Origin of the sequence: Sediminibacillus dalangtanensis, assembly GCF_017792025.1 — a bacterium.
Classification (GTDB): domain Bacteria; phylum Bacillota; class Bacilli; order Bacillales; family Amphibacillaceae; genus Sediminibacillus; species Sediminibacillus dalangtanensis.
Genome location: NZ_CP046956.1, coordinates 734707 through 760287 on the forward strand (window position 1 = coordinate 734707; position 25581 = coordinate 760287).

The 25581-nt window shown below is 45.9% G+C and carries 17 protein-coding genes and 1 tRNA gene; 15 read left to right on the top strand and 3 right to left on the bottom strand.

Translation table 11 applies throughout. From position 1 onward, the window contains the following. Positions 1-11: 11 nt before the first annotated feature. The 5 genes from ERJ70_RS03825 to ERJ70_RS03845 all read left to right on the top strand — a co-directional run bounded on the left by ERJ70_RS03825 (position 12) and on the right by ERJ70_RS03845 (position 6612). Complete coding sequence (locus ERJ70_RS03825; protein WP_209367284.1) at positions 12-1340, top strand: carbohydrate ABC transporter permease; 1329 nt, start codon at positions 12-14, stop codon at positions 1338-1340. Beyond that, entirely contained in the window at positions 1340-2179 is an 840-nt protein-coding gene (locus ERJ70_RS03830; protein WP_209367285.1) for a sugar ABC transporter permease, read from the top strand. The genes ERJ70_RS03825 and ERJ70_RS03830 overlap by 1 nt, the downstream gene beginning before the upstream one ends. A gap of 85 nt (positions 2180-2264) precedes the next feature. Beyond that, positions 2265-4619 (top strand): glycoside hydrolase family 31 protein, encoded by a 2355-nt coding sequence (locus tag ERJ70_RS03835; protein ID WP_209367286.1) that lies wholly within the window; start codon positions 2265-2267, stop codon positions 4617-4619. 35 nt (positions 4620-4654) lie between these two features. Then, the gene (locus tag ERJ70_RS03840; RefSeq protein ID WP_209367288.1) at positions 4655-5674 is read left to right on the top strand and encodes a LacI family DNA-binding transcriptional regulator; all 1020 of its coding nucleotides are present in this window, start codon (positions 4655-4657) and stop codon (positions 5672-5674) included. A gap of 353 nt (positions 5675-6027) precedes the next feature. Continuing rightward, positions 6028-6612 (top strand): spore coat protein, encoded by a 585-nt coding sequence (locus tag ERJ70_RS03845; RefSeq protein WP_209367289.1) that lies wholly within the window; start codon positions 6028-6030, stop codon positions 6610-6612. A gap of 86 nt (positions 6613-6698) precedes the next feature. Here ERJ70_RS03845 and ERJ70_RS03850 read toward each other — a convergent pair whose 3' ends face one another. Beyond that, entirely contained in the window at positions 6699-7517 is an 819-nt protein-coding gene (locus ERJ70_RS03850; protein ID WP_209367291.1) for an alpha/beta fold hydrolase, read from the bottom strand. 163 nt (positions 7518-7680) lie between these two features. On the opposite strand from ERJ70_RS03850, the gene ERJ70_RS03855 reads away from it, so the two are divergent. Then, a complete protein-coding gene (locus ERJ70_RS03855) occupies positions 7681-8124 on the top strand; it encodes a hypothetical protein (RefSeq protein WP_209367292.1) in 444 nt (147 codons plus the stop codon). Between the two features lie 386 nt (positions 8125-8510). Continuing rightward, positions 8511-10292: a methyl-accepting chemotaxis protein gene (locus ERJ70_RS03860; RefSeq protein ID WP_209367293.1), complete on the top strand. Its 1782-nt coding sequence runs from the start codon at positions 8511-8513 to the stop codon at positions 10290-10292. A gap of 49 nt (positions 10293-10341) precedes the next feature. Here the strand turns inward: ERJ70_RS03860 and ERJ70_RS03865 are convergent, their stop codons facing one another. Continuing rightward, positions 10342-10848, bottom strand: a complete 507-nt coding sequence (locus ERJ70_RS03865) for a DNA topology modulation protein (protein ID WP_209367294.1) — start codon at positions 10846-10848, stop codon at positions 10342-10344. Positions 10849-11802: 954 nt separating this feature from the next. After that, on the bottom strand, positions 11803-12672 hold the full coding sequence (gene dat / locus ERJ70_RS03870) for a D-amino-acid transaminase (protein ID WP_209367295.1): 870 nt from the start codon (positions 12670-12672) through the stop codon (positions 11803-11805). Between the two features lie 324 nt (positions 12673-12996). Between dat and ERJ70_RS03875 the strand changes: the two genes are divergently transcribed. The 8 genes from ERJ70_RS03875 (at position 12997) to odhB (ending at position 25514) form a co-directional block, all read left to right on the top strand. Further along, positions 12997-13070 (top strand) — tRNA-Gly (locus ERJ70_RS03875). Positions 13071-13232: 162 nt separating this feature from the next. Next, the gene (locus ERJ70_RS03880; RefSeq protein ID WP_209367296.1) at positions 13233-14948 is read left to right on the top strand and encodes an ABC-ATPase domain-containing protein; all 1716 of its coding nucleotides are present in this window, start codon (positions 13233-13235) and stop codon (positions 14946-14948) included. A gap of 193 nt (positions 14949-15141) precedes the next feature. Next, on the top strand, positions 15142-16290 hold the full coding sequence (gene queG / locus ERJ70_RS03885; RefSeq protein ID WP_209367297.1) for a tRNA epoxyqueuosine(34) reductase QueG: 1149 nt from the start codon (positions 15142-15144) through the stop codon (positions 16288-16290). 151 nt (positions 16291-16441) lie between these two features. Beyond that, on the top strand, positions 16442-17305 hold the full coding sequence (locus ERJ70_RS03890) for an amidase domain-containing protein (protein WP_209367298.1): 864 nt from the start codon (positions 16442-16444) through the stop codon (positions 17303-17305). Between the two features lie 94 nt (positions 17306-17399). Continuing rightward, positions 17400-17873 (top strand): tRNA (uridine(34)/cytosine(34)/5-carboxymethylaminomethyluridine(34)-2'-O)-methyltransferase TrmL, encoded by a 474-nt coding sequence (trmL, locus tag ERJ70_RS03895; protein ID WP_209367299.1) that lies wholly within the window; start codon positions 17400-17402, stop codon positions 17871-17873. Between the two features lie 1034 nt (positions 17874-18907). Beyond that, a complete protein-coding gene (prkA, locus tag ERJ70_RS03900; protein WP_209367300.1) occupies positions 18908-20806 on the top strand; it encodes a PrkA family serine protein kinase in 1899 nt (632 codons plus the stop codon). 576 nt (positions 20807-21382) lie between these two features. Further along, positions 21383-24244 (top strand): 2-oxoglutarate dehydrogenase E1 component, encoded by a 2862-nt coding sequence (locus ERJ70_RS03905; protein WP_209367301.1) that lies wholly within the window; start codon positions 21383-21385, stop codon positions 24242-24244. Next, on the top strand, positions 24231-25514 hold the full coding sequence (gene odhB, locus ERJ70_RS03910; protein WP_209367303.1) for a 2-oxoglutarate dehydrogenase complex dihydrolipoyllysine-residue succinyltransferase: 1284 nt from the start codon (positions 24231-24233) through the stop codon (positions 25512-25514). The genes ERJ70_RS03905 and odhB overlap by 14 nt, the downstream gene beginning before the upstream one ends. The last annotated feature ends 67 nt before the right edge of the window (positions 25515-25581 follow it).

Sequence of the window (25581 nt, forward strand, 5' to 3'; positions counted from 1 at the left end):
GGGTGAATCCAATGACTTTGCCTGATTACCAGCAAGAAGGCAACAAAGAAGCTGGCAGTAGACAGAAAAAGAAGCACAGTCCGGCCATAGCGATGTTTCTATCGATATTGTTTGCCGGTTTCGGACAGTTGTACAACCGTCGCTATGTAAAAGGGATTTGTTTTATCGTCATCGAAGCAGCCTTTTTGACGACCATGCTGCAGTGGATTAATTATGGTCTGTGGGGGCTCCGTACACTTGGTACAATTCCGGGAACGGACCATTCCATTCGGTTGTTGGTGTTTGGGGTGCTTTCTTTAATTGGCGTGTTTTTTGTTCTTGCGTTGTACATTGCCAATGTCTTTGACGCCAGAAACCAGGCACGCAAGATACAGAATGGGTGGAAGCCTTCATCGTTCCGGGATGCTATCAGCGCCTTTTATGAGTACGCTTTTCCTTACTTGATGACTTTTCCTGGCCTGTTGCTGATGATATTTGTCGTCATCTTTCCTTTGTTATTCTCGGTGCTGCTGGCGTTTACCAACTATAACCTTTATAATTCGCCACCCCGCAATTTGGTCGACTGGGTAGGCTTCGACAATTTCGTCAATTTGGTCACCGTTCCGCTTTGGCAGGATACCTTTGTTAGTGTGTTTTCCTGGACCATCGTCTGGACGATCGTAGCCACTACATTGCAAATCGCGTTGGGTTTGTTTCTCGCCTTGATCGTGAATGATCCGCGCATTAGATTCAAAAAATTAATTCGGACCGTTCTGATTTTGCCTTGGGCAGTACCTGCCTTCGTAACGATTTTGATTTTCTCGGCCATGTTTAATGATGACTTCGGTGCCATCAATAGAGACATCATCATCCCGTTAATAGGCGGCGGTGGTCTGCCTTGGTTGAGTGATCCATTCTATGCCCGGACTGCTATCATCCTGATTCAGACATGGCTGGGATTTCCATTTATCTTCGCCTTGTTTACCGGAGTTCTGCAAAGCATTTCAAAGGACTGGTACGAAGCGGCAGATGTGGACGGTGGTTCCAGACTGCAAAAATTCCGTCATATTACGCTGCCGCATGTCCTGTTTGCGACTGCTCCTTTGCTGATTATGCAATATGCGCAAAACTTCAATAATTTCAATATCATTTATTTGTTCAATGAAGGTGGACCTCCTGTGAGAGGACAAAATGCCGGTGGGACTGACATTCTGATTTCATGGGTTTATAAATTGACCTTCGACACCAATAATTACAGTATGGCCGCGGTCATTTCCATTATCATGGGGGGCATCGTTTCCTGTTTTGCCTTTTATCAGTTCAGAAAGACGCGATCCTTTAAGGAAGAGGGTGAAATTTGATGAACCAGAAGAAAAAATCGAGAATCGAAGTCACTGCCATGTACCTGGTATTGTTGGTTGTTGCTGTGGTGATTTTTTATCCATTGGTATGGACAGTCGGTATCTCTTTTAACCAGGGAAACAGCCTTTACTCATCCTCTATCATTCCAGAAAACTTTTCTTTGGATCATTATAAATGGCTGTTCAGTTCAGAGAGTGACTACCTGATCTGGTACAAGAACTCCCTGGTCGTTTCCGGGGCTACTGCTGTCGGCAGCGTTATTTTTACCTCGCTCGTAGCTTATGCCTTTTCCCGTTATCAATTTGTCGGCAGAAAAAATGGTTTGTACATCTTTTTACTGCTGCAAATGTTTCCAGTCATGATGGCGATGGTCGCATTGTATATTTTCCTGAACATGATCGGACTCCTCGATACGCTGACAGGGCTGATATTGATTTACCTGGGAGGCCAAATTCCGTTCAATGCCTGGCTGGTTAAGGGGTACTTTGATACGATTCCGAGGGAATTGGATCAAGCAGCTCGAATTGACGGCGCTGGTCATTTACGGGTGTTTTGGAGCATTATGCTGCCGTTGGCCAAGCCGATTCTGGCGGTAGTTGCCTTGTTCAATTTCATGATGCCGTTGTTCGATTTTCTGCTTCCATCGATTGTGCTATCGAGTGCAGACAATTATACACTGGCGGTCGGTCTCTACAACTTTATCAATGATCAATTTGCCAACAATTTTACTAGATTTGCAGCCGGATCCATCCTGGTGGCGGTGCCCATCGCTGCTATCTATCTCTATTTACAACGGTACTTGATTTCCGGTTTGACGGCAGGCGGAACCAAAGGATGATGCCGGCATGCCTTTTACTTTGAATCTCTTATGAAAACGTTACAATAAATGATATACCTACAGCTTGAAGAACAGGAGGGACGATATGTTAGAAGATAGTAGTTTTGCGATTCATCCAGGAGCCGAACAGCAGAGTGAGGCAGCTGTCTACCGAGATATCGGCAGCGTTAAAGATCACAAGAAGGAGAATGGTTCGTATCAATTTGTCTGTGAGAACGGACGGGTCGCCATCCGTTTTTATACAGAATCGATTGTACGTATCGTGATGAATCCGAAGGGAGAACCAATATGGGACAAAACGCGTTCCGTAGTGGCAGAAGCGAAGCAGGTCCAAGTAGAAGAGAATGACACGGCGGAATTGTATGAACTGAAAACAACGGACCTGCATTTGTCTATTACGAAGTCTCCTTTCCGAATCCGCATTTTTGACAGAAGAGGAAGGGAATTGGTATCCGAAGCGGAACACGGGATGGCTTGGCAGGAAAGCGGTGAAGTAGCTGTCTTTAAACAGATGCAGGAGAAGGACCACTTTTACGGATTTGGGGAGAAAGCCGGTTTTCTCGATAAACGCGGTGAAATGTATGAGATGTGGAATACGGATGTTTATGCCCCGCATAATCCGGAGACGGATCCGCTCTACGAATCGATTCCGTACTTCATGACCCTTAGAGACGGAAAGGCGCACGGCATTTTTTTCGATAACACCTACCGTTCCTGGTTTGATATGCGTACGTTCACAGATCGTTATGCTTATCGCGCGGAAGGGGGACAGCTTGATTATTATGTGATGGCTGGTCCCGACCCCAAGCAAGTATTGGAGCAATACACATACCTGACAGGAAGAATGCCTCTGCCGCCGAAATGGGCGATCGGTTACCATCAGTCGCGTTACAGTTATCAGACGGAAGAAGAAGTGCGGGAAGTTGCTCAACATTTTATCGACCGGGATATCCCACTCGATGTGTTGCATCTAGATATCCATTATATGAACGGATACCGTGTTTTCACTTTTGATGAGGAGCGTTTTCCGAAACCGGAAAAACTAGTGCAGGATTTGCATGAAATGGGAATCCGGGTCGTACCAATTGTAGATCCCGGAGTAAAAAAAGACCCGGAATACCCGACTTACCAAGAAGGTGTAGCGAGTGATTTGTTTTGCAAGTACCTCGAAGGGGATATTTACTTCGGGGATGTCTGGCCGGGAACTAGTGCATTTCCCGACTTTACCGATGAAAAGGCACGGAAATGGTGGGGGGAAAAGCATCGTTTTTACACAGAGCTTGGTGTCGAGGGTATCTGGAATGATATGAATGAACCGGCTGTTTTCAATGAAACGAAAACGATGGATGTACAGGTCATGCACCGGAACGATGGAAGTCCTGCTACCCATCGGGAGCTCCATAACCTGTATGGAATGTTGATGGGAAAAGCGACCTATGAAGCGTTGAAAAGACAGCTTGACGGAAAGCGTCCATTCCTGCTGACCAGAGCCGGTTTTGCAGGTATCCAGCGTTATGCGGCTGTATGGACGGGAGATAACCGCAGCTTTTGGGAGCATCTGCAAATGGCGCTGCCGATGGTCATGAATCTCGGGCTTTCAGGCATCGCGTTCACCGGACCGGACGTCGGAGGATTTGCCCATCATTCCAATGGCGAGCTTTTGACCCGTTGGACACAGGTAGGAGCGTTTACGCCGTTTTTCCGGAACCATTCGGCCATCGGCTTTGTGCACCAGGAGCCATGGCGTTTTGGGGAAAAGTATGAAACGGTGATCAAGGAATATATCGAAATGCGGTACCGCTGGATGCCTCAGCTGTATTCGCTGTTTGCCAAAGCCAGCAGTTGTGGATTGCCGGTGATGCGGCCGTTGTTCATGGAATTCCCGGATGATGAAAAAACGTACAATCTAAATGATCAATTCATGATCGGCGATAATGTGATTGTCGCTCCAATCCTGGCACCTGCCGTTGTGGACCGTGCCGTTTACCTTCCGGAAGGGGAATGGATCGAGGCGTCCAGCGGAAAGGCGTATCAAGGAAAAAACACCTATTTGATTCACGCCGAACTGGAAGACTTGCCGTTGTTTATTAAAAAAGGGACGACGGTAATGCAGACTGATTGGACTTCCAACGAGGATAAGTCATGGAAACGGGTGCGGATGGATATTTATGCTGGTGACCAGGGCGACTGTTACCGTTTTACGTACTATGATGATGATGGCGAAACCTTTGCTTATCAACATGGAAGCTATTTGGAGCTGGAATTGGAAGTCGTGTCGACCGAAGATGCTGTCAAGGTAGATATCGTTGATCGTCGAGGCGATTATGTACCGGCATATCAGCAAATCGATATCCATGTAATTGGTCGAAAGGACGGCCAGGATGTTATACTGAATGGAGAAAAAGAAAACGGGAACAGTTACCTGTCGTTGACAGAATGAACGAATAATAAAAAAGTAGAGGGTGGACTTGGCAGATGGTGACAATAAAGGATGTAGCAAAGGAAACAGGTGTATCACCCTCTACAGTGTCCCGCGTAATTGCGGACAATCCGCGGATCAGTCCGGATACAAAGCAAAAAGTACGGGAAGCAATGGAACGGCTCGGGTATCATACCAATATCCATGCACGTAACCTGGTGGCTAAGTCGACTAAAGCAATCGGTGCCATCATGCCGTCGTCTGCTAATAAAGCATTGCAGAACCCTTTTTTTCCCGAGGTTCTTCGCGGGATCGGTTCTGTCATTCATGAACGACAGTATTCGTTGACCCTTTCCAGTGGGGAGACAGAACAAGAAATTCTGGAAGAAGTACAGCGGATGGTGTATGGCAGTTATGTCGATGGGCTGATTTTGTTGTATTCACGTGTGGGAGATCCGGTCGTGGCGTTTCTCGAGGAGTGTGATTTTCCGTATGTCATGATCGGCAAGCCCTTTGCCAGGCTGGAAGAAATCACCCATGTCGACAATGACAATTTTTTGGCGGGAAAACAAATCACCAATCATCTTATTGCAAGGGGCCATAAGAAAATCGCTTTCATCGGGGGTTCCAAGGACCTTTTCGTTACAAGGGACCGGGAATCCGGCTATCTGGCGGCGTTGACAGATGCAGACTTGCCGCACCAGGAAGACTATGTTATCCATACGGAGTTTTTGAAATCGGGTGGAAAGGAAGCGGTCGAACAGTTGCTTTCGCTTCCTATCCGGCCAACCGGAATTGTTGTGACCGATGATTTAATGAGCCTTGGGGTACTGAGTACCTTGGAGGAGTCAGGTGTCCAAGTGCCGGGTGATATTTCACTGGTAAGCTTCAACAATGCCTATTTGTCGGAGATAACCAGGCCGGCGCTGACAACGGTCGACATCAATATTTACGAGTTGGGCGCGCAGTCAGCAAGGGCATTGATTGAACGGACGGTCGATAAAACAATCTCTCCGAAGCGGATCATTGTGCCATATACAATTATTTACCGCGAGTCGGTGAAAGAATATAAGTGATAGCTTGTAGAGAAAATCCTCTGCAAGCTTTTTTTAGTGTATAGGAAATGATAAATTTAACTGTCTGTGGATCATTATTGGCTGAACCAGCCACGTCCAGCTCCAGCGCCTACCCCCTCGAGGTCTTAAGCTTGTCGGAGGCCCAAACGATGTGGGTCATGCAGGCGTTGCCACAGGACGTGGCGGCTTTAGCCTGTACTCCTTTAAACAGGCGCTTGCGCTTTTGTCCGTGGAAAAGGTAGTTTGAGGGCAATTGATGTGTGCAGTCTGGGTAATCGTGTATGGAATGTTTTCATTTGGAAAACAATAGGGACTGGATAAAATCCAACTATACTTACTGGAGGGACTTCTCAATGAACGCACCAGCTCACGAGCTTTTAGAGACGCAGGAAGCACTAAGAACCAAAGCGGCAGAAATCGAGCAACACGGTTTCTTTGCCAATCAATGTAACGATCAGCAGCTAAAGGGCATGCTGACCAGACATCAGCAGCAAATGATAACGGCCTACCAGCAGGGTGTCAATTTGATGCAAGGCAAGAATGTTCAACTTGCCCACCAATATCCGAACTTCCAAGCAGTCAATGCAACACCGGGCATGCAGCAGAACAATACATCGGCACCGACAGCGAATACACAGTCGTTATCAGATCAGACGATGGCGACATTAGCGCTCAATGCTCATAAGGCAGGAGCCATGATGGGGATGCAGTGGGCAAACGAATGTGTGGACCCACAGCTGCGAAGTTACCATGTAAATGGCGCTAATTTGTGCCAGGAAATGGCATATGAGATGTGGAGCTGGATGAATCAAAAAGGCCACTATCAACCAGCTCAATTTAACTCCCAGCAAACTTCCAGCATGGCCACTTCTTTTCAGCCGATGCCCAATCAAATGGCCAGCCAGCCGAATCAGTTTCAATCCGGACAAATGCAGTAACCGCAAAAATACACCGCAACTCCCAGAGGCTGCGGTGTATTTTTATGGAATAAAAATTCTGGCGTGGCCCAACAGTTACGGTTTGCTTAGCTTATTTCCAAATGCTCCAAAAAGGCGGTTGCCACAAGTGTTGGTTGGTCAATCATGGAATAATGGCTGGCATTTGGTATGATCGTAAAGGAAGACCCGGGAATGGTCTGATGAAGGACCCTTCCCCAGTATGGGACAAGGAATCGGTCGTGCTGTCCCCATAGCAGGGTAACGGGTTTGTTGATTTTTGGTAGAAAGTGAACAAGGTCTTCTGTTTGATGATGGTTCAGGGCGAAGGAGGCTTGTTGGAGTTCCTCTGGTCCTGATGGGGTATGAAATGGAGTTGTGAATTTTTTCAGCAGGCCAGGCGTCAACATGGAAGGAAAATAAACCCCTTCCCGCAGCATTCGTTCAATGAACAACGGTGACGGAACGAATTCTTCCGCAGTTGGATATCTGATTGATTCCACGATAGGCAACGGCCAGTTGGCATACGTAACGCCATCAATAACGACCATGCTTTTCATCCGTTCGGGATGATGGACTGCAATAATTTGCACAATTCCTCCGCCAAGATCGTGACCGATAAAATGAGCTTTTTCGATTTGAAGCTGATCCATTGCTTTAAGAATATATTGGCTTTGTTTCGGTAAGGTCAAATCTTCGCTGGGTCCCCGATCTGATTTTCCGTATCCGATCATGTCTACTGCTACTACCGTATAGTTTTTCTTTAGGTAAGGTATTACATAGTCCCATAAGTGGGAATTTGTCGGGATTCCATGGATCAAAACAACGACATCCCGCCCATTTCCTTGATTGAAGAGACGGACATTCATCCTATACTTTCCTACATTAATTTTACATTCTTTATCCATGTTATCTGCCCCTTTCTATATCCTTTGTTAATTTATGCAATACAACGGCTCCGTTGCCTGTCTAAGCGGCAATCTATCATGATATCGTTTAGGTTTTGCTGAAAAAGGATATAGATTATTAGCACAATTATTTATTACGGCTAATTAAACGGAGGGGATTCATATGAAAAAATCAACGATGGGTATGATTGCCGGATCTACGGCTTTGGTGTCAGCAGGAACAGTAATGGCTGTAAAGAAATATCAGGAGAAATCAGGAAAAGGCAGCGTGAACAGTAATGATATGATGGAAAAAGTCAAAACAGGTGCGAGCAAAACCATGCAAAAGGCCAAAACGGTCATCGATAAGCAAATGGAAATGATGAATAAGGAAAAACAAATGATCGATCAGGCAGACGCAAAAATGCAAAGCGGAAAGGGTTCTTCCAATCTTGATCCAACCATCCAAAAAAAAGATGAAATCGCGAGCCCTGACGCCCCCGAGGATGAGGCGGAAAAAGGGTTGACAGGACTAGATCATGAGTATCGATCAGAGTGGGTTGCCAACGGTTTCCCGCAAACACACCGGGAAATGGAACGGCTCGAAGAGGAAGACGATCGTAAATAAAGAAAGCAAGAGCTTGGGACAAAAGCATCGTAACCAAAATGAAAACCGAACGATTCCGCCATTCGTTCGGTTTTTTTGATGAGAAAAGCAAACGTTCTACCCCCATGAAAAGTGCAACTCTCCACTCCGGCAAGGTACTTCGCTTTCCGCGGGAACGCGTAGTATCTTGCCGTAGCGATTCGAAGCACACATCAAACAACAGGATAAAAAGAGAAGATACAAATAAAAACCGAACGAATTTGACCGGAATTACTCTGCTCAAGACCCTTCCCGTTTTCTCATTTAAAGTTTTTGTAAAGTATTGCCGAATGTATGGTATTCCCCGACAGGTTCTTTTAAAATTTGCTACAGATAGACAAAGCAGAATAAGAAGGTGGTAGGGGGAAATGGGGATAAAGTTTTGGACAGGCAATAAAAACAAAGAGCATGCAACAAGACGATCAGCCATAAGTCGCTTCCTATTAAAAAATGGAAAATGGAAGAACATTACCATTAGTCGTAAACTGTTGTTACAGGCATTTTTGACGATTGGCCTTTATCTTACAGCAGCGGTTATTATGGGTAGTTTACTGATTAGTTTGGTGAAGGATATCCACCATATAAAACTTCAGGAAGAACGGGCGGTACAGATGACGGAAATAGGTTCTTTGATAAGATCGAAAGACATTCGTATCGCCGATTACATAACCTTTTTACGAAGTGAGGACCAGCAAGAATACCGCCAGCTTCGCAATAGTTTGAATGAAAAAATAGAAGAGGTCTCTTCAGCTGTAGCTGATACCCCGGCGGCTGGGACGTTCCAGCAAATAGAAAAAAACAACCAGAAAATCGATAAGCTGTTTGTCGATAATGTCGTCCCGTCGGTAGTAAGAGGAGACACGTCGATTTATACCGATGCACGTTTGGAAATTTCCTCGCTGCGCAATCAGAATGTCGAACTGCTTGATCAGCTTAAAGCGGAGGTTCAGGCAGACAGTAACAAATTGATCTCTATCGCAGAAAACAGAATCCGGACAGGCATGATTTCCATGGCAGCGGTTGTACTGATTGTCAGTATTGTTAGTGCCGGCATGGCGATCCTTATTGCCCGCTCTCTTAGACAAGGGCTGAAGCAAATCGTGGAAGTCAGTCATCGAATTGCCGATGGCGACCTGACCAACCAAGAAATCGATTACCAAGGGGAAGATGAAATCGGCCAACTGACTCAAGCGGTGAACAAGATGAATCAGAGAATCAAGGAGATGGTCGGCCATATAAAGCAAACATCACGCAAAGTTTCAGGGCAAAGTAACTTTTTGCACCGTCATTCCAACGAAGTACAGCAGGCAAGTGAAAATATAGCTTCCACCATGCAGCAATTATCGGCGAGCTCCCAGGAGCAAGCTGGTTTTTCACAGAGTATCCATGGAATTGTCAGTAGTTTTTACCAGGATATTGATCGGGTAGATGCAAAAGGAGCCGAGCTGGCTGATTCTTCCCGACAAGTTCTATCTGCCACGCAGGCCGGAAGCGAGTCGATGAAAAGTACAACAAGTCAGATGAAAGAAGTCCATGCTATTTTTGAAGGTGCAGTTAAAAAAATGCGCAATTTGGATCAGAGCTCCAAGGAAATCTCTCATTTGGTGGAAGTGATCAAAGGAATTGCTGCACAAACCAATTTGCTTGCGCTTAATGCTTCGATTGAGGCAGCCAGGGCAGGCACTGCCGGAAAAGGCTTTGCCGTTGTCGCCGAAGAAGTTCGGAAGCTCGCAACACAGGTCGAGCTTTCAATCAGTGAAATCACCAGGATGATTTCTGGAATACAGACGGATACAGCGAAGGTTTCCGCTTCCCTAACGGACGGCTATGAGCAGATCACAGAAGGAAAACAGCAGTCATTGGAGACGGAGACAAGTTTCAACCATATCCGGGGAGAGATGGAAGGGATGGCCGAAGGAATCCAAACCATCTCTCAGACAATCAGACAGCTGAGTTTAAACAGCAAAGACATTAACCAATCGGTCGATAAAATTGCGGCTATCACCAACCAATTTTCAGGTGGTTTTGAGCAAGCCTCTGTTTCGATTCTTGAACAGAAACAAGAAATCAGCGGAGTTTCGGACAGCGCCGCGACTTTGGCGGAATATGCAAGAGAGCTGGATAAGGCAGTCGCCCGCTTTACCATTTGATCGAACATGCTGTGAAGCAACAGAACCGTAGCTATGTAAAGTCAGGTGATCAAGCTTTTAGCTGGTTGAGCAATTTTTTGGTGTGCTTGGGTGTTTTTAAATGATAGATGGTAATGTCGTTGGTGTTCCTCAGCTTGTCTTTGATGGCTGGGGCTCTTCTTTTTTTGAATCTGGCAACCCATAGAAAAAATTCGAGGTCAAGTTTTTCCCGGCAATCAACTCCCATGTCGGGACGGGTTTTCCCCTGGTATTGAATCCTTCGTTTGACGATGCCATACAAGCATCTCAAGGTGGAATAATCGAGAAAAATCACGGTGTCTGCTGCCTGCAGCCGTAATTCCATGGTGGATCCGTAGTTCCCGTCAATGATCCATGCATCCTGTTGAATGATTTCCTGCTGCAGTTTTTGCAGTTCTTTTTTACTGATTGGCTGCCATCCTGGTTTCCAAAAGTAAGCATCCAAGTGGTAGACGGGCAAGTGGAGAATCTCGCCCAATTGTCTGGCCAAAGTTGATTTTCCGGCTCCGCCGCTGCCGATAATGGCGATTTTTTTCAAGGGTTAATCCCTCCCGATAACCATAGTTTTAAAGCTTAGATGTGGATGTTTGTGGGTTCGATGATGAAGAAAAACTGCAAAAATGAATGGGAAATTTTGTTTTGTTTTTCTGGTGACAGATTTTTAATCATACCATTATTTTTAGAAAAATCAATCACTTTTTAGAAGAAAGCTGAATCGTGGTTCGTTCCGAAGGAAAACCAAAAGAGCCTGGGAGAAAAGCATCGTGACCTAATAAAAACCGAACGATTCCTAAATTCGTTCGGTTTTTATAGATGAGCAAAAAGCAAACCGTTCTACCCTTCTCATGAAAGTGCAATTTTCCACTCCGGCAAGGTACTTCGCTTTCCGCGGGCACGGCTTCAGCTAACTTGGCAAAGAATATCGCATTGCCAAGTGGATCTTCAGCTCGCGCTTATCCCGCTGGAGTCTACGCACCTTGCCTCCGTTGATGGAGAAGTTTTCTCTCTTGGTGTTATATCCGCTTTGCCTATTGCCGTTACGGATAGAAAGCGAAGCTGCGTGGAAACCAGGAGTACTTCTTTATCCTTATGCTTTTGTCCTATTTTTAAAGAATAAAGGAATCCCCATGCTGATTTTTCCTTTTCGTCACTGTTTAGATACCTATCAGCCAATAGAAGAATACGGTTCATCTTGTCTTTATCGTGTGGAAATCAGAGCACAAAAACGTAGCGAAGGCAAGATACGGAGACTCCAACGGGAACAGCACGAACTGAAAATCCCGCAAGAAAGCGGTTGGTGCTTTCGGAGGAAATGGAAGCCGTGGCCGTGGAACGTGTAGTATCTTAGTATCTTGCCGTAGCGATTCGAAGCACACATCAAACAACAGGATAAAAAGAGAATATACAAATACAAACCGAACGAATTTGATTGGCAGTTAGAATTCGTTCGGTTTGTACTTTAGTGGTCTTGCTTTTGTCCCGACCTCTTACGTTATCTTACTTGTGCGAATATAGATGTAGTCAGACCGGCGTCTTCTTCATACGCCTTTTGCAGTTTTTTCGTAACAGGTCCGGGTTCTCCTGAGTGAACTTTATTCCCGTTGATTTCCACAATCGGCATGACTTCGGCCGTGCTGCTCGAAAGGAACACTTCGTCTGCTTGTTGCAGGTCATCAATGGAGAACGCTTTTTCGATAATAGAGATATCCAATTGTCGAGCGAGCACCTTTACTCTGGAACGGACACAACCGTGCAGAATGTTGTTCGTTTCCGGGTGGGTATGGATTTTTCCATCCTTCACGATGTAAACATTGGAGGAACTGCATTCTGTTACCGTCTCATCACGATGGAGGATTGCTTCAAATGCACCTCGCTCTTTTGCCTCCTGTTTAGCAAGCACATTCGGAAGCAGGTTCAGACTTTTGATGTAACAGTTTTGCCAGCGCACATCCGGCTGGGTGATTGCGGCTACACCGTTGGTCAATTTTTCGATCGGTCGTGGCAATTCCTGGACGTAGGCATAAAAGTTGGCCTCCACATCTGGAAAGACATGATCGCGCAATGCCGAACCCCGGGTTGCCTGAAGATAGACTTTGGCATCTCCTTTTACCTGGTTCACTTTCAGCAAATTATCCAGTAGTTGAAAAAGCTTTTCCTTCGTAAATGGCAATGTCAGTTTGACTGCTTCTGCCGATCGGAAAAGCCGGTCGACATGTTCGTTCATTAAATAATATTTTCCCTGATAGACACGGATGACTTCATATATACCATCCCCGAACTGAAGTCCGCGTTCCTGGAACGGGTACATTAATTCGTCTTCGTTCACAAAATTTGTTTGGGACAAAACTTGCGAATAAATCATGGAAGGAGTCCTCCTTTTTCAAAGTTAACAGTTATAAAAGAGTATAGCATAGAATAACCTTGTATTATATGATGGAATGGTTGTCGGGCATGAATCACATTACCGTTTTCCATAGCGTCCATTTCACAATGTTTGCCAGGTTGCGATCCTTGGTTAAAAGATCAGTAAATTTTTTCGACAAAAAATGATAGTTACCTATTGCAACACCTGAGTCCGGTTGTTATAATGATAAACATCACTTCAAGGAAATAACAAATTCGCCGGAACATTTGAGATGCAGGTGCGGATTCAAATAAAGAACGTGGAAAACAATGTAATGAATATGCGGGTGTAGTTTAGTGGTAAAACCTCAGCCTTCCAAGCTGATGATGAGGGTTCGATTCCCTTCACCCGCTCCAATGGACTTATGAGCTAACGCAGTGTTTCGTTTTTAAAGCAACGAGGCATTGCGTTTTTAATTTGGTTAAAATTAACTGGATGTCTCCGAAGATGCTCGCTTGATAGGAAGTCATGGAAGATTGTATCCTAGAATTAGTCAGTGTTTAAAAGAGGTGTCAGAGATGAAAGAACTGCAAAGAAAGCTGCAGCAAATTGATGGAAAAAGCTATAAAGGGTATAAAGGGATTCAAGGACGTTATTCCTTTCATCGTTATGAGCTTGTCATCGATTACGTACAAGGAGATCCGTTTGCTTCTCCTTCGAAGATCCGTTTGATTGTGCCGGATGCTTATCGAAGGATCAACCCCGACTGGAAAGAGAATCGCCAGCGGAAAATATATAGCGAAGATCGAATTGCAAGAGCGGTCGCCAAGGCAATCAAGGATAATACAGTGTACAGTAAAGGATCCGGGAAAAGCGGCTTGATTGCCATCGACAGTCCTGGTCAGGAAATTCTGGAACGCAGTGCTGTTCAGCTTGACCCTGGTTTTACCACGATCTGCTTATCGATCGGCCTGCCGGCAAATGGCAGGAGGATTAACGGCAGAGAAGCCGAAAAACTGTTTTTTGAAGTGATTCCCGCCATTATGGAAAAATCGATTTTTTCCATTTCGGATAAAGAAATTGAAGCGAGTGTTCAGTTAGCCGATCAACATCAGGCAATCAGGCAAAAAATGAAGGAAAATGGCTGGATTTCTTTTGTCGCAGATGGGGCAATCCTTCCACGTCAGAGTGGGATCAGCAACCGGCCGATGAAGCAGGCAGTCCCATTTAAAAGTACCGACGAAAACAGGGTATCGATCGAGGTGCCTCATCGGAAAGAGCCGCTTACAGGAATGGCGCTCTCAAAAGGGATTGTCCTGATTGTCGGTGGTGGATACCATGGGAAAAGCACCCTGCTTCATGCAATCGAACGCGGGGTTTACCATCATATCAAAGGCGACGGGCGAGAATATGTGTTGACCGATCCGACTGCGGTGAAAGTGCGTGCCGAAGACGGGCGGCAGGTAAGCACGGTCAATATATCGCCTTTTATCAATGATCTCCCGCACCTGGAGGATACAAGCGGGTTCTCCACGGAAAATGCCAGCGGAAGTACATCGCAGGCTGCCAATGTAGTGGAAGCATTGGAGGCGGGGGCTGGTTCTGTTCTGATCGATGAGGATACAAGTGCGACCAATTTTATGATCCGGGATCAACGGATGCAGGAGCTGGTCGTGAAAGAAAAGGAACCAATCACACCGTTTATTGATAAAATACGGCAAATGCGCGATCAGCTCAATGTGTCGACAATCCTTGTAATGGGCGGATCGGGTGATTATTTCGATGCTGCCGATCAAGTGATCATGATGGATCGCTATCAGCCTTATAATGTTACGGATAGAGCCCGTGAAATTGCCGATAAGTATCCTTTTAATCGTCAGCGTCAGGAAAGGGAACCATTTGGAAGTCTGCCGAACCGCCGTTTTTTGCCCGGCAGCTTACAAACCAGCCAAGGGAAAAAGCATAAAGTCCAGGCAAAAGGACTGACGACGATTATCATGGGGCGGACCGATATTAATTTACACTATGTCGAACAGTTAGTTGATGCTTCGCAAACGAGAATGATAGCCGAAATCATCCGCCATCTGGATCAGAAAAAGTGGCTGGCAAACGACCGTTCACTGGCAGAAATGCTGGACGCAATCGAGGCACAAATAGACCGAAAAGGACTCGCATCCTTCGCACCGTTTCCGGACCAGCATCCCGGCGACCTGGCCAGACCACGCCGGTTCGAAATAGCAGCCACCCTGAACCGCATACGCACCGCCAAAGTCAAAGACATCAGCAACAGCTAAACTGGGATCAGCTAAGCTGGGGTCAAGCTGGGGTCAGTCCCCGAACCCACAGAGGGACAGTCCCCGCAATGGATAGAATGCCGAAGTGGCGGGCTTTGGTTATCGAGATTGAGTGTGTTTGGGATTTTTGGGGTCAGTCCCCCGACTCGTCGGGGGACTGGCCCCTTCAGTAAAAGGAAAGGAGGGGATGTGGATGGCCTACGAGGAGTTGAAGCAGGAGATTATAGACTATAGCAAGTCCATTGGCATCGATAAGGTTAGATTTGCTTCTGTGGACGTATTTACCGAGCTAAAGTCACGGTTGGAGCGACAGCAGGATCTTGGCTATCAGTCAGGCTTTGAAAAGGGTTCAATCGAGGAACGTACAAATCCTGTCAAGCTGATGCCTGAGGCGCAGTCGATTATTTCGATTGCCCTTGCCTATCCCTCCAGACTGAAGGACGCCCCGAAGAGCAAGAAAGGGGAGCGGCGCGGTCTGTTCTGCCGTGCGTCCTGGGGAAAAGATTATCATGATATTTTACGGGATAAATTGGAGAAACTGGCAGCGTTCATTTCGGAGAAGGTTTACGGCTTTAGCTATCGATCGATGGTTGATACCGGAGAGCTCTCAGATCGTGCTGTTGCAGAACGGGCCGGCATCGGGTTCAGCGGAAAAAACACTACCCTGATCACTCCTGAGTTCGGTTCGTATGTTTATTTAGGAGAGATGATCACCAATGTTCCATTCACACCGGATGAACCAGTCGAAGACAGCTGTGGGGAATGCACCAAGTGTATCGATGCTTGTCCGACAGGAGCATTGGTCCAAGGCGGCCAATTGAACGCCCAGAAGTGTATCGCCTTTTTGACGCAGACAAAGGACTTCTTGCCGGATGAATACAGGGGGAAACTAGGAAACCGGATTTATGGCTGTGATACGTGTCAGCTTGTCTGTCCAAAGAATCGCAAGAAAGATTTTCACTTGCATCCGGAAATGGAGCCAGACCCCGAGGTTGTCAAACCGAAGCTTGTGCCGCTGCTCTCCATGTCCAACCGGGAATTTAAAGAAAAATTCGGCGATATTGCCGGTTCTTGGCGAGGAAAAAAACCGATTCAACGCAATGCGATCATCGCTCTCGGCCATTATAAGGAAGAAAGTGCCGTAGACGAGCTAATCCGGTTGATGAAAGAAGATCCACGACCAGTCATCCGCGGGACTGCGGCCTGGTCATTGGGGAAAATTGGTACGGAAGAGGCTTTCGCAGCTATCGAAGCAGCCAAACAAAGAGAAACAGATGAACAAGTGCTAGTGGAAATGGATAAAGGACTCGAGTTCAACGAAACTGCCAGACAGCATGCTTGATGTGCAAAAACATACTGCTCCTTGTCTGGTATGTGCTCCGTTTACAAAATATCATATATACCGTTCCCGCTTGTCCAACTGGATGGAGCGGGCTTTTTTTGTTCAGAGAACGTGATTTCCCTCATATAAGTTAATTAGGAGGGATACGCGCATGGATGACAAACAACTATTGACGGCGTATTGGCAGCATCTTCTGGAGCAGAGAAACGATGGGGAGCCGGAAAATTGGATTGCACGGAAAAAACGTCTGCATGAAGAGCGCGGAAATAAGGTGCCGAGAATCAGAGGGGAAGGAAAACTACTGCGGAAAAGTCAAGAGCAACAGGATCAATGCAGAATTGAGTATGATTTACTGGCAGTATTCTTTATCAAACAAGGGAATTCTTTTTATCATGAAGAAGAGCAGCGCCGCCATACTGCTATCATCCAGGCGGGTCGAGTAGCAAGTGATGAGCTGGTTCTTCCTACCAAGACGGCAAAATCGCTTCCGGTCATCGAAGTATTCGGCAAAGAGGAAGCGCGTTCGCAACGCTTCGACTATGACAGACGGGCTGCAGTCCAATATGCAGAGCGCTGGTGGAACGATTACAACCCCGAGTTTCAAAAATTTGCCGTGGATTGTACCAGCTATGTATCCCAATGTCTCTATGCCGGCGGAGCACCGATGTGGGGAATGCCCGACAAAGGGCGTGGCTGGTGGTATCAGGCGGACAGCTGGAGTTACAGCTGGGCTGTTGCCCATTCTTTGCGCTGGTACTTGAGCGGGTCGACACAAGGATTAAAAGGAAAAGAAGTGGAAAGGGCGAGTGATTTACTTCCTGGTGATGTGATTTGTTATGATTTTCAAGGGGATGGGCGGTGGGATCATAATACGATCGTCGTGTCAAAGGACACAAACGGCGAGCCGCTTGTCAACGCCCATACCGACAACAGCCGGCATCGCTATTGGGAATACCGGGACTCGATGGCCTGGACGGAAGACTGTCAGTATAAATTTTTCCGGATCGGTGAATGACGTTTGAAGGATTGCATCAATGCCCACAGTGTACACGTAACTCCTGATGATTGTGATATAATAAGCGGGTTACTAACTATTTGGGGTGAAAAAAGTGGCAATACACGTAGTTTTATTTCAGCCAGAAATACCCGCCAATACGGGGAATATTTCACGTACCTGCCTGGCTACTGGTACGACACTTCATCTGATCAGACCGCTTGGTTTTTCCACCGACGACAGGATGGTACGCAGAGCAGGTTTGGATTATTGGAAGGATGTCACCATCCATTATTATGATTCCTTGGATGAACTGTACCAAACGTACCCGGACGGGAATTTTTACTATATTGAAAACTTCGGCACCAAGCATTATACCGACTTTGATTTCAATCAGCCGGATGAAGATTTGTTTTTCGTGTTCGGCAGGGAAACGAATGGTATTCCGAAAGAGCTGCTTGAGGGAAAAGAGGATAAGTGTTTACGAATTCACATGAATGATATGGTCCGCTCCCTGAATTTATCCAATACCGCGGCAATCATCGTATATGAAGCGTTGAGGCAACAGGGATTTCCAGGTTTGCATTAAAGCAATATAAACGTAAAAAACCAGCCGGATAGACGGCTGGTTTTTGTATTAATCATCCGTTTACATTTCCGTGTGCAACGCGTATAAGAAATTCCCGCTAAGAATAACGGTTCCGTTTCCGCAGAGAAATGGCTCCCCCTAATAAGCAGCTCAAATCGTAATTATTTTGGAGTTCTTCGCTTAATTATCTTAGAATCATCCTGCGTTTCGTAAGTATTTTAAAAAAAATCTCAACGAGTGAAACAGTGCGCATCAGATGCTCCGCTATTAAATGATGGAGGGGATTTTTTGGATGAAGGATTGTTTTTACTAATCATTGTATTTACAACGGTTGTCATTATCGGTAAAAGAAAAAAGAAGAAGTAATGGTAAATCGCCTTAGCCCTATTTAAGTATTTCATTGTCCCTTACCAGGCGATTCTATTTTCATATTATGGATATTTCGCCTAAACCAGACAATAAAAAAACAGAACGATTGGTTATCAAAACCAAAGCGTTCTGTTTTGTATTACTTTTCCGCTATAACCGATCCCACTCACTCTTCGAAGGGACTTACATTTATTCTTGGTCTCTTTCTATTGGCTGAATATCTTAGCAAACATAAGTTAAGCAGGAAACACCTTATCGTTTTGGTGTTTGTTTTGAATCTTTTCCGGCTGTGAAAATGGAAGTAAGGAATACAATGGTTACACCCAAAATCAATGCAATATTCATACTCATGGAAGGCGTCCTCCTTTATGTTCTGTGCCCCATCAGGCAGTAATTGTTTATGTAGCGTATCTTACCTCTATTATAACGAATTATGAGAAGCTTGTGAACTCCGAACCGGCAGGTCCCCTCCATGCTTCTGAAAACGGAGGATTTCCTTATCCTCAGGTTACCTGTTGCTATCATTCATGTTCACAAGGGTGTTTACATAGATTAAAGTAACCATCTTTTCTTATGGGCACCAAAAAAGGAACAGGAGCAGTGGAAACCTGTACTGAACATACTGCTGGGTAGTTTTTGCTAAATTCTTCAGGGAGGGCGTAGAGATGGATATATTGAAAAAAATCCAGGATCATAGAGAAGATCAGAAAAAGTTGAAATGGGAAGGGACCTTCGCGGACTATCTGGATCTGTTAAAGGAACGGCCTTATTTAGCTCAATCTGCCCATTCAAGGGTCTATAACATGATTAAGCATAAGGGAGTCACGGAGCGTGAAGACGGAGTAAAGACATACAGTTTTTTTTCCGATGCGCTATACGGATTGGATGAAGCGCTGGAACGTCTGGTAGAGGAATATTTTCATCCAGCGGCAAGAAGACTCGATGTAAAAAAGCGGATCTTGCTTTTGATGGGACCTGTAAGTGGAGGGAAATCGACACTGGTTGCCCTGTTGAAGCGGGGGTTGGAGGAGTACACGTTGACCGATGAAGGAGCTGTTTATGCAATCAAGGGCTGTCCGATGCATGAGGATCCATTGCATTTGATTCCCCCGCATTTACGGTCGGATTTTGAAGAACAGTATGGTGTGAAAATTGAGGGGAGCTTGTCTCCGCTGAATACCATGCGCCTTGAAAAGGAATACGATGGGCGAATAGAAGATGTCATGGTGGAGCGGATTTTCTTTTCTGAAGATAAACGAACAGGAATCGGTACTTTTAGTCCTTCCGACCCGAAATCACAGGACATAGCAGATTTAACCGGGTCGATAGATTTTTCGACCATTGCTGAGTACGGCTCAGAGTCCGATCCGCGCGCTTACCGGTTTGATGGGGAACTCAACAAGGCCAATCGCGGGATCATGGAGTTTCAGGAAATGCTGAAATGTGATGAGAAGTTCCTATGGCACTTACTTTCTCTCACCCAGGAAGGAAATTTCAAGGCGGGCAGATTCGCCCTTATTTCTGCCGATGAACTAATTGTGGCTCACACGAACGAATCCGAATACCGATCATTTATTGCCAATAAAAAGAACGAAGCGCTTCATTCCAGGATGATTGTCATGCCGGTTCCATACAATTTACGGTTGAGTGAAGAAGAACGGATTTATGAAAAAATGATCAAGGAAAGCGACATAAAAGATGTCCATATCGCACCGCATACACTCCGGGTTGCAGCCATGTTCACGGTCTTAAGCAGATTGAAAGAGTCCAATCGCGGCAGCATCAGTCTGCTCAAAAAAATGTATCTGTATGACGGTCAGAATGTGGAAGGCTATAGTGATGCCGACGTACTTGAAATGAAGAAAGAATATGCAGATGAAGGAATGAGCGGGATTGATCCGCGTTATGTCATCAACCGGATATCCTCGACGATCATCAAGAAGGAAATGACCTCGATCAATGCACTTGATGTCTTGCGTTCACTAAAGGATGGTCTCGACAGCCACGCGTCCATTTCTAAAGATGACAAGGAAAGATATTTGAATTTTATTTCGATCGCCAGAAAAGAATACGATGAAATCGCCAAAAAAGAAGTGCAGAAGGCATTCGTTTATTCGTATGAAGAGTCGGCACGGACATTGATGGAAAACTATCTTGATAATGTCGAAGCCTACTGTAACAAAGCAAAACTACATGATCCGCTGACAGGGGATGAAATGCACCCGGATGAAAAACTGATGCGTTCGATCGAGGAACAGATCGGTATTTCTGAAAATGCCAAAAAAGCGTTCCGGGAAGAGATTTTGATCCGGATTTCTGCCTATGCCCGTAAAGGGAAAAAGTTCAATTATCAATCACATGAACGTTTGCGGGAAGCAATTCAGAAAAAACTATTTGCCGATTTAAAAGACGTTGTCAAAATTACGACATCGAGCAAGACACCGGATGAACAACAGCTCAAGAAAATCAATGAAGTGGTCGCCACACTGATCGATGAGTACGGCTACAATTCCACTTCGGCGAATGAACTGCTGCGTTACGTCGGCAGCTTGTTGAACCGATGATTGCATGATTTTTTATTAGAAGGCTAAAGCTTGCAGAAAAACCTTTGTCAGGTCTATCTGCAAGCTTTTTTGAAAGACAAGAAATATACGTTTTAATCAGGACGTTGTCCAGCGCCCCCCTTTTCCAGTGTAAACGTTTCAAGGCATGTAAGGAACGCTTCTTCTTGTCCATTCGAGCACCTGGCAAGGTGCGGCTCAGTTGCTAAGTGTTGGACATGCATTGCAGCAGTTCAGTTTGTGGTTGTTTTTTACAACAGTACTGCCATAGACAACTTGTACTGTTTATGTCTATTTCATTAGGCATCTACTTCGCAGAGCAAGTTCTCGTGATGCCCGCTGAATTTCCATAACCGTCTGCTTATAGCCTTGGCTCCGCAATAACGGTGCCAAGGCTGTTTACATATAATTATTTTATATTTCGATTATTTTGATAGATGGTGTCGGTAGGTTATTGTTTCCTTGTATAAAATAGGGTATATTAGTTGATGTAGAAAGAGGTCAGTTCTATAATGGTCATTGAATGTTCAGTGACGTCTAATTGATGGAGAAAGTGAACTTCTAATGGGGGTATAAGTCGTGACACAGCAAGAATCTAGTGGAAGATTCTGGGAAAATTTTCATGGTCCAAACATGGGGTACATTGAAGAACAGTACGAATTGTACAAACAAGACCCCTCGACAATCGATACATCTCTGAAAGAAATGTTCGATCAGCACGGGGCACCTGAATGGTTGACACAAACAGGGGGATTGCAGCAAACCGATTCAGCGACAACTTCAGCCAGTGATATTAAGAAACTAACCTCGACAATGAAACTTGTGGAGGCTATTCGCCGTTATGGACATCTAGAAGCGGACATATATCCTGTCGGAAAAGAGAAGGATCGCAACTCGGAGTTGGTCAATCCGGCTTATTATAACCTGACGAACGAAGATTTGGAAGCGATTCCTGCGAGTTGGATTTGGGAAGAAGCTCCAGGTAATGTGACCAATGCACTTGAAGTAGTCAACTTGTTGAAAAAGAATTATGCGGGTACTACTTCTTTTGAATATGATCATGTGAATAATGATGACGAGCGGAAATGGCTCCAAGATAAAATCGATACCGGCGCCTTTGCGTTGTCATTGAGTCAAGAAGAAAAAAGGCAGCTGTTGAAGCGGCTGACAGATGTAGAAGGATTTGAAAGTTTTCTTGCCAAGACCTTTGTCGGGCAAAAACGATTTTCCATCGAAGGCTTGGAAATGATGGTGCCGATGCTGGATAAAGCGGTCAATAACTCCTTCACGGATGAGACCGAGGAAATATTGATGGGGATGGCTCACAGGGGCCGTTTAAGCGTGTTGACCCACGTGCTTGGCAAGCCATATGACAAAATATTTTCTGAATTTCATTATTCATCAGATAAAGAATTGATGCCGTCAGCCGGTTCCAAAGGAATCAATTATGGCTGGACAGGAGATGTGAAGTATCATTTTGGGGCAGTGAAAAGCTTGGGAGAAGACAAGGTTTCACCGACTAAAATTACCTTGGCCCACAACCCTTCACATCTCGAATTTGTGAATCCGGTTGTGGAAGGCTTTACACGAGCCGCTCAGGAAGATATTGACCAAGCAGGCGCGCCTGTTCAAAGTCAGGACCGGGCTTTCAGCATTTTGATTCACGGAGATGCTGCTTTCATCGGTGAAGGCGTCGTAGCTGAAACCTTGAATATGAGCGATTTGCCTGGTTACCGGACAGGCGGCACCCTGCATTTGATCGCTAATAACCTGGTCGGTTTCACTACCGGTCAGGATCAAGGCAGGTCAACCAGATACGCGAGTGACTTGGCGAAAGGATTTGAAATTCCGATCGTCCATGTCAATGCGGATGATCCGGAGGCGTGTGTGTCCGCTATGGCGCTGGCATATGAATATCGGCAGACTTTCCATAAAGATTTTCTGATCGATTTAGTCGGCTATCGTCGTTACGGTCATAATGAAATGGACGAACCGCGAGCTACACAGCCGCAATTATACAAAGAAATCGATAAACATGACTCGGTTGCTGTCGTTTACGCGAAACGCCTTCAAGAAGAAGGGGTTATCGGCGATAGCGATTATGAGAAGTTTAAAAAAGAACGGGAGCAGGAGCTTAAGGGTATTTTCGATAATATGATGGAAAACAAAACGGACGAACCAGAACCGAAGCCGGCTCCAGAGGCGTTGTCCAACGGCCTCGACGACATCAGAACGGCTGTCCCACTTGAGCAGCTCAAGCAGTTGAATGAAGGTCTCCTCAAACGTCCGGAAGGTTTCCAAGGGTTTAAGAAACTGGAAAAAATCCTTAAAAAACGTGGGGAAGCTTTGGAGGAAGGAAACAAGGCGGATTGGGCAACGGCCGAAACGCTTGCTTATGCTTCTATTTTGCAAGATGGCGTCTCCATACGCTTGACCGGCCAGGATTCCGAAAGAGGAACCTTCGCCCATCGCCATTTGGTGCTTCATGATGTGGAAACGGGGGATACCTACTGTCCAATGCATGGATTGGATCAGGCGAAAGCTTCATTTGCCATCCACAACAGTCCGTTGTCCGAAGCGGGAGTGCTAGGTTTTGAGTATGGATACAGCGTTCAGTCGCCGAATACCCTGGTGCTTTGGGAAGCACAATTCGGTGATTTCGCCAATGCAGGCCAAGTGATTTTTGACCAATTTATTGCAGCAGGCCGAGCCAAGTGGGGAGAGAAATCAAACATGGTACTATTGCTCCCGCATGGCTACGAAGGTCAGGGGCCGGAGCATTCCAGTGCCAGACTTGAACGTTTCTTACAGCTAGCTGCTGAAAACAACTGGATTGTCGCCAACGTGACAACCAGTGCACAGTACTTCCATTTGTTACGCCGCCAGGCAGCATTGAGAGGAAAAGATGCGGCTCGTCCGCTTGTGGTGATGACGCCGAAGAGTTTGTTGCGGAATCAGCGTGTGGCTTCTACGGCAGAAGAGTTCAGCGAGCGGAATTTCGAGAAAATAATTACACAGCCAGGTCTTCCGAAGACGACGAAAAAAGCGAAAAGACTGGTCATCGGCAGTGGCAAAGTGATGGTGGATATCGCTGAAACGATGAGCCAGAATGAAGAGAAAGTGAAGGATACGCATGTGATCCGGTTGGAGCAAATTTATCCATTCCCGGCAAAAGAATTGGAAAAGGTTCTGAAGGATTGTCCAAATGTCGAAGAAGTAATCTGGGTTCAGGAAGAGCCTAGAAATATGGGCAGCTGGAACTTTGTCAAAGAACTTTTATACAATCTTCTGGATGAACATCAACAGTTGCGTTATGTCGGTCGTCCTGATCGGTCATCACCAGCGGTTGGAGAGCCAAACATACACAAAACAGAACAAAAACGAATCGTACAGGAAGCCTTAAAGCTGTCTAAAGGAGGAGATTCCAGTGAAGGAAATTAAAGTCCCGGAATTAGCAGAATCGATTACAGAAGGTACTATCGCCGAATGGCTCGTAAAGCAAGGGGATAAAGTAGAAAAGGGCGACCCGGTATTGGAATTGGAAACCGACAAAGTCAACGTCGAAGTAAACGCAGACTATGCAGGTGTCATTGTTGAGCTTACAAAAGAAGAGGGCGACGATGTTGAAGTCGGCGACGTCATCGCCAAAGTGGACGAAAATGGGGAAGCCGGCGGTGCCGAAGATAACAGCCAGGATGAATCTGCAAAAGAGGAAGCTCCTGCAGAGGAAAGCAAACAGGAATCAGCTCCGGAAGAAAAGCCAGCTGCTTCTAGTCAAAAGGAAGAACAGACTTCTTCTAGCAGCAAAGACACGGTTGCTTCGCCTGCTGCCCGGAAGCGTGCCCGTGAACTAGGCATTGATCTCAGCGATGTTTACCCGCGGGATCCGCTGGGCCGGATTCGTCCGGAAGATGTAGACCAGGCAGCAAAAGGCGGTCAAAAGCAAGCGGAAGCGCCAAAACAAGACAAGCAGCAGGCGGCGAAATCTTCCGAGAAAACGGAATTCGACAAACCGGTAGAGCGGGTGAAAATGAGCCGCCGTCGTCAGACGATCGCGAACCGCTTGGTGGAAGCGCAGCATAACGCTGCCATGCTGACAACGTTTAACGAAGTGGATATGACCGCAATCATGAAACTGCGCAGCGAGCGGAAGGATAAATTCTTGGAAAAACACGATGTCAAGCTTGGGTTTATGTCGTTCTTTACGAAAGCTGTCGTCGGTGCTTTGAAGGAATTCCCGCTGATCAATGCAGAAATCCAAGGCAACGAACTTGTCCTGAAAAAATTCTATGATATTGGTATAGCCGTATCGACCGATGACGGACTCGTTGTTCCGGTTGTCCGTGACGCCGACCGTCTCGATTTTGCTGGTGTGGAACGGGAAATCGCACATCTTGGCAAGAAAGCACGGGATAAACAGTTGCAAATGGCTGATTTACAAGGCGGATCGTTCACGATTACAAACGGCGGTATTTTCGGATCGCTGTTATCGACGCCAATACTAAATGCGCCACAGGTTGGTATTCTCGGAATGCATTCCATCCAGAAACGGCCGATCGTCATGCCGGATGATTCCATCGAAGTACGTCCGATGATGTACGTGGCCATGTCTTATGATCATAGAATCGTAGATGGAAAAGATGCCGTGCAATTCCTGGTACGGATAAAACAAATGCTTGAAGATCCATACGATTTATTGTTGGAAGGATAAGAGTAGCCGCGGATCTTGGTACTAAAGGGTTCGGTTGCACAAAAACGCTCAGAAGTGAAAAACTTCT